A 296-nucleotide genomic window follows, 5' to 3' on the forward strand; every position below is an offset into this window, starting at 1 on the left:
TAAGTTTTACTACGGAGAAATCAATAAAGAAGTTGAAAAAATAAAGGTTGATCTAAGTGATCAAATTGTTGAAGTGATTAAAAATAATAAAAATCAATTATTATCAAATTATAATTATTATTTAAACGACTACCAAAAAGAAGGATATATACCTTATAAAGAAGAAAAAATAATAGATAAAGAAAAAAATCAAGAATTACAATATATTAATAGAAAAATTAATAACATTATTGAAATGAGTCAATTTATAAATGAATTTAATACAAAAACCTCTAATATTCTGGATAAAAAAGATT

General features: G+C 18.6%; 1 protein-coding gene. It reads left to right on the forward strand.

What is annotated here, in order from left to right; genetic code table 4:
- Positions 1 to 296, forward strand: a 296-nt coding sequence (locus N9R85_RS03960) for a hypothetical protein (RefSeq protein ID WP_262858674.1), incomplete at both ends; no start/stop codon positions are given.

Origin of the sequence: Mycoplasma sp. CSL7503-lung, from assembly GCF_025515455.1 — a bacterium.
In the GTDB taxonomy this organism is placed as follows: Bacteria; Bacillota_I; Bacilli_A; order Mycoplasmatales; family Metamycoplasmataceae; genus Mycoplasmopsis.